The sequence below is a fragment of the Pseudomonas sp. GW822-FHT07A10 genome, assembly GCF_058798795.1.
Window position 1 is genome coordinate 103,874 of the sequence record NZ_JBXAKV010000020.1, and the last position, 7,405, is coordinate 111,278.

At 61.6% G+C, this 7,405-nt stretch carries 7 protein-coding genes; 1 reads left to right on the top strand and 6 read right to left on the bottom strand.

Annotated elements, in window-relative coordinates; all coding sequences use genetic code 11:
• Positions 1-134: 134 nt before the first annotated feature.
• The gene (locus AC1RL4_RS26505) at positions 135-1,085 is read left to right on the top strand and encodes a polysaccharide deacetylase family protein (RefSeq protein WP_230172502.1); all 951 of its coding nucleotides are present in this window, start codon (positions 135-137) and stop codon (positions 1,083-1,085) included.
• A gap of 61 nt (positions 1,086-1,146) precedes the next feature.
• On the opposite strand, the gene AC1RL4_RS26510 is transcribed toward AC1RL4_RS26505, so the two are convergent.
• From AC1RL4_RS26510 to pqqA, 6 genes are all read right to left on the bottom strand, one after another.
• Entirely contained in the window at positions 1,147-2,832 is a 1,686-nt protein-coding gene (locus AC1RL4_RS26510; protein WP_028940422.1) for a PAS domain-containing hybrid sensor histidine kinase/response regulator, read from the bottom strand.
• The gene (gene ercA / locus AC1RL4_RS26515) at positions 2,816-3,979 is read right to left on the bottom strand and encodes an alcohol dehydrogenase-like regulatory protein ErcA (protein WP_230172500.1); all 1,164 of its coding nucleotides are present in this window, start codon (positions 3,977-3,979) and stop codon (positions 2,816-2,818) included. The genes AC1RL4_RS26510 and ercA overlap by 17 nt, the downstream gene beginning before the upstream one ends.
• Before the next feature lie 116 nt (positions 3,980-4,095).
• On the bottom strand, positions 4,096-5,229 hold the full coding sequence (gene pqqE, locus AC1RL4_RS26520) for a pyrroloquinoline quinone biosynthesis protein PqqE (RefSeq protein ID WP_019579391.1): 1,134 nt from the start codon (positions 5,227-5,229) through the stop codon (positions 4,096-4,098).
• A complete protein-coding gene (pqqC, locus tag AC1RL4_RS26525) occupies positions 5,226-5,978 on the bottom strand; it encodes a pyrroloquinoline-quinone synthase PqqC (protein WP_230172498.1) in 753 nt (250 codons plus the stop codon). The genes pqqE and pqqC overlap by 4 nt, the downstream gene beginning before the upstream one ends.
• 48 nt (positions 5,979-6,026) lie before the next feature.
• Positions 6,027-6,941, bottom strand: coding sequence for a pyrroloquinoline quinone biosynthesis protein PqqB (pqqB, locus tag AC1RL4_RS26530; protein ID WP_018929701.1), 915 nt, complete (start codon positions 6,939-6,941; stop codon positions 6,027-6,029).
• 53 nt (positions 6,942-6,994) lie between these two features.
• Entirely contained in the window at positions 6,995-7,066 is a 72-nt protein-coding gene (gene pqqA, locus AC1RL4_RS26535; protein WP_081499480.1) for a pyrroloquinoline quinone precursor peptide PqqA, read from the bottom strand.
• Positions 7,067-7,405 lie beyond the last annotated feature (339 nt).

The following is a 7,405-nucleotide window of genomic DNA, read 5'->3' on the forward strand; positions in this document are numbered from 1 at the left end:
CTTCTCCCACACTGGACTGTGTATTCGGCGGGATTCGTAAATTCTGTTTAAAAGTCTTCTCGCTCGCGGCGGATTTTTCCGGGGTGCGCCAAATGACACCCTCACGGCACTGTTCAACTCAAAAGGTGCCCCCTATGACCACCGCCCATTGGCAACGCTCCCCCCGCTGGCTGAAAAATCTGCTGGCCGCCGCCCTGCTGCTACCGTCCCTCGCGTTCGCCCAGGAACGCCCGTGGCCGGATGGCTCGCAACTGGTGATTTCGTTCTCCATGCAATTCGAAACCGGCGGCCAGCCCGACGGTGCCGAAAGTCCGTTCTCCGGCACTCCATTGCCCAAGGGTTACCCGGACATGCCGGCACAGACCTGGTTCGACTACGGCTACAAGGAAGGCCTGTGGCGGATGCTCGACCTGTGGGACCGCAACGGCATCAAGGTCACGTCCCATGTGGTGGGCGAAGCGGCGTTGAAACACCCCGAACTGGTGCGGGCGATCGCCGACCGTGGCCATGAAGTCGCCGCCCATGGCATGCGCTGGGCCGACTCCTACAACATGAGCTACGAGCAAGAGAAGGCCTTCATCGGCGACGGCGTCGAGGCGGTGCAGAAACTCACCGGCCAGCGCTCGGTGGGCTACAACGCCAATTGGCTGCGGCGCAGCCCCAATACCCTGAAAGTGCTGCAGGATCTGAACTTCACCTATCACATCGATGACGTCAGCCGCGACGAGCCGTTTGTGACGCTGGTTCGTGGCAAGAAATTCGCCGTAGTGCCTTACACCCTGCGCAACAACGATATCGTGTTGATTGAAGGCCGGCACTTCTCGGCGCAACAGTTCTACCGGCAATTGGTGCTGGAATTCGACCGCCTGTACGCCGAAGGCGCCAACCGGCGGCGGATGATGTCGGTGAGCCTGCATGATCGTATCGGTGGCACCCCGGCGATGATCGAGGCGGTGGAGCGCTTTATCCATTACGCCAAGTCCCATCCGAAAGTCAGCTTCATGCGCAAGGATCAGATTGCCCAGATCGTGCTGACCGAAAAGAACCCGCTGATCGATAACACCGAGGCGGCGTACAACCACTGAGCCAAGTCACCGCCAAAACTGGAATGAAAAGATCGCAGACTGCGATCTTTTCAACGGCTCGCTACGCCAACAACTGACTCAACACTGCACGCAACTTGCCGGGCTTCACCGGTTTGTTCAGCAATGGCGCGTCGAGTCGCTGCAACGAGCGTCGACACTGATCGGTGCGGTCGGCGGTGATGATCACCGCCGGTATCGTCCGGCTGAAATGCTCGCGCAGATGCCGGACCACTTCACAGCCCACCACCCCGTGATCGAGGTGGTAGTCCGCCAGAATCAGTTCCGGCGCCTGCCCTTGCAAGGCCGCCAGCGCGGTGGCCTCATCGGTGGCGGTAACCACCTCGCAGCCCCACTGCCCGAGCAGCGCGCTCATGCTTTCAAGGATGCTGACTTCGTTGTCCAGCACCAACAGGCGCCGGCCCGGCAACGGGTTGCCGGTACTCGGCTGCGGTGCGGCCTGACTGATCGGCAGTGGAATCTCATGGGATATCGGCACCTCGATGCTGAACATCGAACCGCGCCCCGGCAGTGAATGCACCTGAATCCGGTAATCGAGGATCTTGGCGATGCGTTCGACAATCGCCAGTCCCAGGCCCACGCCCTTGCGATCGGCGGCGCGGCCAACGTCCAGTTGGTTAAATTCAAGGAAGATCGAATCGAGACGATCCGCCGGGATCCCGCGCCCGGTGTCCCAGACTTCGATTCGCAGTACGTCGCCCCGGCGCCGGGCACCCAGCAGGATGCTGCCGTCGTCGGTGTAGCGGCAGGCATTGCTGAGGAAGTTGCGCAGAATGCGGGTCATCAGGCGCAAGTCGGTATGAATCGCGTAATCACCCATGTGCACCCGCAGGTTCAACCCGGTCGCCGCGGCCACCGACTGAAACTCCGAGACCAGTGGCGCGAACAATTCATCGAGGCGGTACAGGGCGATGTCCGGTTTCACCGCAGCCTGATCGAGCCGGGAAATATCCAGCAGGTCGGTGAGCAGGTCTTCGGCCCCTTCCAGTGCCTGATGGGTGCGCTCCACCAGCACCTGTTCGACGTCGGGCAAATGCCGTTCGCGCAAGGTCGAGATCAACAAACGCGCGGCGTTGAGCGGTTGCAGCAAGTCGTGGCTGGCGGCGGCGAGGTATTTGTCCTTGCTGCGATTGGCCGCTTCGGCGGCATCACGGGCGTCGCGCAAGGCTTCGGCGGCTTCCAGCAACTCATTGGTGCGCGCGGTGACCCGTTGCTCCAGTTGATCATTGAGCTGTTGCAAGCGCTCCTGGGCCTGTTTTCGTTCGGTGATGTCGGCGACGAACCCCTCCACCAGGCCTTCCTGATCCGGTTTGAGCAGCAGGTTCATCAACACGTCGAGGACAGTGCCGTCCTTGCGCCGCAGCTGGGTTTCATAGCCCAGCAGGCTGCGCTCACGCTGGAGGACTTCGCCGATGCCTTCCAGCTCTTGCGCGCCGCCGACGAACAGCGTGCCCGCCAGGTCCGTCAGGGAAAACAGCACCTCCTGCGGGTCCTGATAGCCAAGCATCCGCGCCAGCGCCGGGTTGGCGGCGCGCATGCCTTCCTGCAGGCTGGCCTGGAAGATTCCGTGCACGGCGTTTTCGAACAACCATTTGTAGCGATTGCGCTCGGCCTCCAGTTCATCCAGGCGCGCGGCCAGTTCCGGGTAATGACTCTTGCGCGCCGAGTGATTGCCCAGCCCGAGTAACCCGGTCAGCGCCCGTTGCTGTTCGTCAGAGGGCTTCGCCATAGACGACCTCGACGTCGCGCTGACTGGACTCGCGCGGGTTGGTAAGGATGCAGGGGTCATCCATGGCATGTTGCGACAGGAACGGAATGTCTGCCGTGCTGACCCCGTGCAGCCCCAGGGTTTCGTGGAAGCCGATGGCATGCTTGAGGGCGATCAAGTGGTCGACCAGACGTCCGCAGATCTGCCGGTGGTTCAGGCCGCGACAATCGATGCCGAAGGTCTCGGCGATCACCTTGAAGCGCTCCGGCGCCGAGCTGTAGTTGAACGCCACCACGTGTTCCACCAGCACCGCGTTGCACAAACCGTGAGGCAGATCGAGGAATCCACCGAGGCTGTGGGACATGGCGTGCACCGCGCCAAGAATCGCGTTGGAAAACGCCAGCCCGGCCTGCATGCTGCCGAGCATGATCTTTTCCCGCAGGGCGATATCGCCGGGGTTGGCGATCATTTGTACCAGATTGCCGTTGATCAGCCGCATCGCCTCCAGCGCATGGGGATCGGTGAGCGGCCCGTGGCCGGTGGAAACGAAGGCCTCGATGGCGTGGACCAACGCGTCGATGCCGGTACAGGCCGACAGGAACGGGTCCATGCTCAAGGTGGTTTCCGGGTCGATCAGCGACACGTCCGGCACCGCAGCCTTGCTGACGATGGAGAATTTCATGCGTTCTTGCTGATTGGAGATGATCACGAACTGCGACACATCGGCCGACGTGCCGGCGGTGGTCGGGATCAGAATCAGCGGCGGGCTGGGCATGCGCAGGGTGTCCACGCCCTCGAATTCAAGGATGTTGCGCCCGTGGGCGACGACGATGCCGATGCCCTTGCCGCAATCCATCGGGCTGCCGCCGCCGACCGCGACGATCACATCGCAGTGATTCTCCCGGTACAGCTCGGCGCCGAGCATCACTTCCTCGATCCGCGGGTTGGGCGAAACGTCGCTGTACACAAAGTAATCGATGCCCTGGGCTTGCAGGCTGGCCTCGACATCGGCGACCCAACCGGCGGCGATCACCCCGGGGTCGCTGACCACCAGCACCTTGCGGGCACCGAAAGTCTTGGCGTAGTTGCCGACGTTATGCCGACAGCCGGCACCGAAGATGATTTCAGGTGAAACGAATTTACGCAGTTGACTGAGATTCTGGCTCATTGGAAAGCCTGTTTTTATTGTTTTGAAAGGTAAAGCCAACACTAAAGCATCCGGCTGCGAATGCAATCAGACCAATGGGTAGCAACTACCGGGGGTGGGGGCTTCGCGTTCGCAATTTATCCGCGATAGATCAGCCGCGAAGCCTTTTCATTGCGCAAGGTCAGGTGTTCCATGCCCAGCCCCGGCGCATCGGCTTCGTCCCGGGCCTTGAGGATGACGCTGTGGTGCGGCGACTTGCTGCACACCGGGTCGGCGTTGCTCGCGTCCCCCGTGAGCATGAATGCCTGGCAGCGGCAGCCGCCCAAGTCCTTATGTTTTTCATCGCAGGAACGGCACGGCTCTTTCATCCAGTCATCGCCGCGAAAACGATTGAAGCCGAAGGAGTCGTTCCAGATGTGTTCGACGCTGTGCTCGCGCACATTGGGGAACTGCACCGGTAACTGGCGAGCGCTGTGGCAAGGCAGCGCCGTGCCGTCCGGGGTGATGTCGAGAAACAGGTTGGCCCAGCCATTCATGCAGGTCTTGGGGCGCTCTTCGTAGTAGTCCGGGGTGACGAAGATCAACTTGCACGGGTGGCCCTCGGCCTCAAGCCGCTGGCGATAGTCGTTGGTGATGCGCTCGGCGCGCTGTAATTGTTCGCGGGTCGGCAACAGGCCGACGCGGTTGAGTTCGGCCCAGCCATAGAACTGGCAGGTCGCCAACTCGACGAAATCCGCCTCCAGCTCCAGGCACAGTTCGATGATCTGCGCGATCTGGTCGATGTTGTGCCGATGGGTGACGAAGTTCAGCACCATCGGGTAGCCCTGGGCTTTTACCGCTCGGGCCATGGCCAGTTTCTGGGCGAAGGCCTTGCGTGATCCAGCGAGCATGTTGTTGACCGCTTCGTCGGCGGCCTGAAAGCTGATCTGGATGTGGTCCAGCCCGGCGACCTTGAAGTCGCGGACCTTCTGTTCGGTCAGGCCGATACCCGAGGTGATCAGGTTGGTGTAGTAACCCATGTCCCGCGCGGCCTTGATCAGCTCGGCCAAGTCCTGGCGCACCAACGGCTCGCCACCGGAAAAGCCCAGTTGCGCGGCGCCCATCTCCCTGGCTTCGCGAAACACCCTGATCCACTCTTCTGTGCTCAACTCCTCACCCTGTTGGGCGAAATCCAATGGGTTGGAGCAATACGGGCATTGCAGCGGGCAGCGATAGGTCAGCTCCGCCAACAGCCACAACGGTGGGCCGGGTTGCTGCTCGATCGCGTTCACAGGGCGATCCCCCGGTGCCAGACCCGATCGGTGGTGACGGTGTGATACGGCGGGCGGTCCAGCTCATAGGCCATGCTCATCGCGTCGAGCATGCTCCACAGCACATCAAGCTTGAACTGCAGAATCTCCAGCATGCGCTGCTGGCCCTCGACCGTGACGTAATGCGCCAGGGTGATGCGCAAACCATGCTCGACATCACGCCGGGCCTGGCTCAGCCGCGTACGGAAATAGTCGTAACCGGCCGGGTCGATCCATGGGTAATGGCTGGGCCAGGCGTCGAGCCGAGACTGATGGATCTGCGGTGCGAACAGTTCGGTCAGCGAACTGCTGGCCGCTTCCTGCCAACAAGCACGGCGGGCGAAATTGACGTAGGCGTCCACGGCAAATCGCACACCCGGCAGCACCAACTCTTGCGAGAGAATTTGTTCGCGATCCAGCCCCACCGCTTCGCCCAGACGCAACCAGGCTTCGATGCCGCCTTCGCTGCCGGGGACTCCGTCATGGTCGAGAATCCGTTGCAGCCATTCCCGGCGCACGTCACGGTCCGGGCAGTTGGCGAGGATTGCCGCGTCCTTCAGGGGAATGTTCACCTGATAGTAGAAGCGATTGGCGACCCAACCCTGGATCTGCTCGCGGGTGGCGCGCCCGGCGTACATGGCTTGGTGGAATGGGTGGTGGATGTGGTAATAGGCGCCTTTGGCGCGCAGGGCCGCTTCGAATTCAGTGGGGGTCATGGGAGTGTCAGTCATTGCGGTTCTCCGGGGAATAACCGTTGGGTTCTGCGATGAGGCCATCCGCTACAGCTCAATACTCATGCCGTCATAAGCCACTTCAATCCCCCGCCGTTCCAGCAACGCCCGCTCGGCCGAGTCTTCGTCGAGGATCGGGTTGGTGTTGTTGATGTGGATCAGCACCTTGCGCTGGCGATTGAAGCCCTCCAGCACTTCGAGCATCCCGCCGGGACCGCTTTGCGGCAGGTGGCCCATTTCGCGGCCCAGGCTCTGGCCGACTTCGCATACGCGCATTTCATCGTCGCGCCACAGCGTGCCGTCCAGCAGCAGGCAATCGGCGCGCTGCATCCAGCTCAATACCTCGGCGTCGACCTGCCCCAGACCCGGCGCATAGAACACCGATGCACCGTTGCGCAGGTCTTCGATGAACAGGCCGATGGTGTCCCCCGGCTGCGGGTTGCCACGGTTGGGGGAATACGGCGGTGCGTTGCTGACCAATGGAATGGCGCGAAATTGCAGGTGTTGGCAGGCTGCGATGCTGAACGGCTCACGGTCCAGTTCGATCGGTTGCCACTGCAAACCACCGTTCCAGTGCTTGAGCATGGTGAACAACGGGAAGCCGCTGCTCAGGTCTTCATGCACCCGCTCGGTGCACCAGACCGAATGCGGGCAGCCTTCGCGCAGGCTCAACAGGCCGGTGCAATGGTCGATCTGACTGTCCAGCAGGACCACGCCGGCAATCGCCGTGTCACGCACGCGGCGGGCCGGTTGCAGCGTCGGGAAGCTTTCGAGTTGGGCGCGGATGTCTGGTGAAGCATTGCAGAGTATCCATTCCACACCGTCGTCGCTCAGGGCAATGGACGACTGCGTACGGCGTTGCGCACGCAGGTTGCCGTGACGCATCGCCGCGCACTGGCGGCAGTTGCAGTTCCATTGCGGAAAACCGCCGCCGGCGGCGGAACCGAGAACGCGGATGTGCATGGCAGGCTCCAGAAAGCAGGCCCGGCCAACGTGACGGCTGACCGGGCGATCAATCAACGGTTGGCGAAATACATCGTCACTTCGAAGCCAATGCGCAGATCGGTAAACGCGGGTTTATGCCACATGGGTCATTCCTCTTCTTGTGCCGGACGATTCCGGTAGAGCCATTAATGCACGGAGGGCGCGGTGACCGAATGCTACTTTCGAAGGAGGTGGCGGCGTGCGTTGGTAGGGGGGCGCGCAGATCTTAAGCACCACACAAAATCCTGTGGGAGCGGGTTTGCCCGCGATAGCGGAATGTCAGTCAACGAATGTGTTGAATGTGACGACGCCTTCGCGGGCAAGCCTCGCTCCTACAGGGATGCGCGGACCTCACGGCCAACACATAACCTGTAGATACTCTGTTCACGGTCAAGCTTTTAGTAGATGTTTTTCGCTGAAAAGCTTGGCCGTATCGAAATCCT

Coding starts and splice junctions, on each gene's coding strand:
- AC1RL4_RS26505 (WP_230172502.1), top strand. CDS start 135: ATGACCACCGCCCATTGGCAACGCTCCCCCCGCTGGCTGAAAAATCTG.
- AC1RL4_RS26510 (WP_028940422.1), bottom strand. CDS start 2,832: ATGGCGAAGCCCTCTGACGAACAGCAACGGGCGCTGACCGGGTTACTC.
- ercA (WP_230172500.1), bottom strand. CDS start 3,979: ATGAGCCAGAATCTCAGTCAACTGCGTAAATTCGTTTCACCTGAAATC.
- pqqC (WP_230172498.1), bottom strand. CDS start 5,978: ATGACTGACACTCCCATGACCCCCACTGAATTCGAAGCGGCCCTGCGC.
- pqqB (WP_018929701.1), bottom strand. CDS start 6,941: ATGCACATCCGCGTTCTCGGTTCCGCCGCCGGCGGCGGTTTTCCGCAA.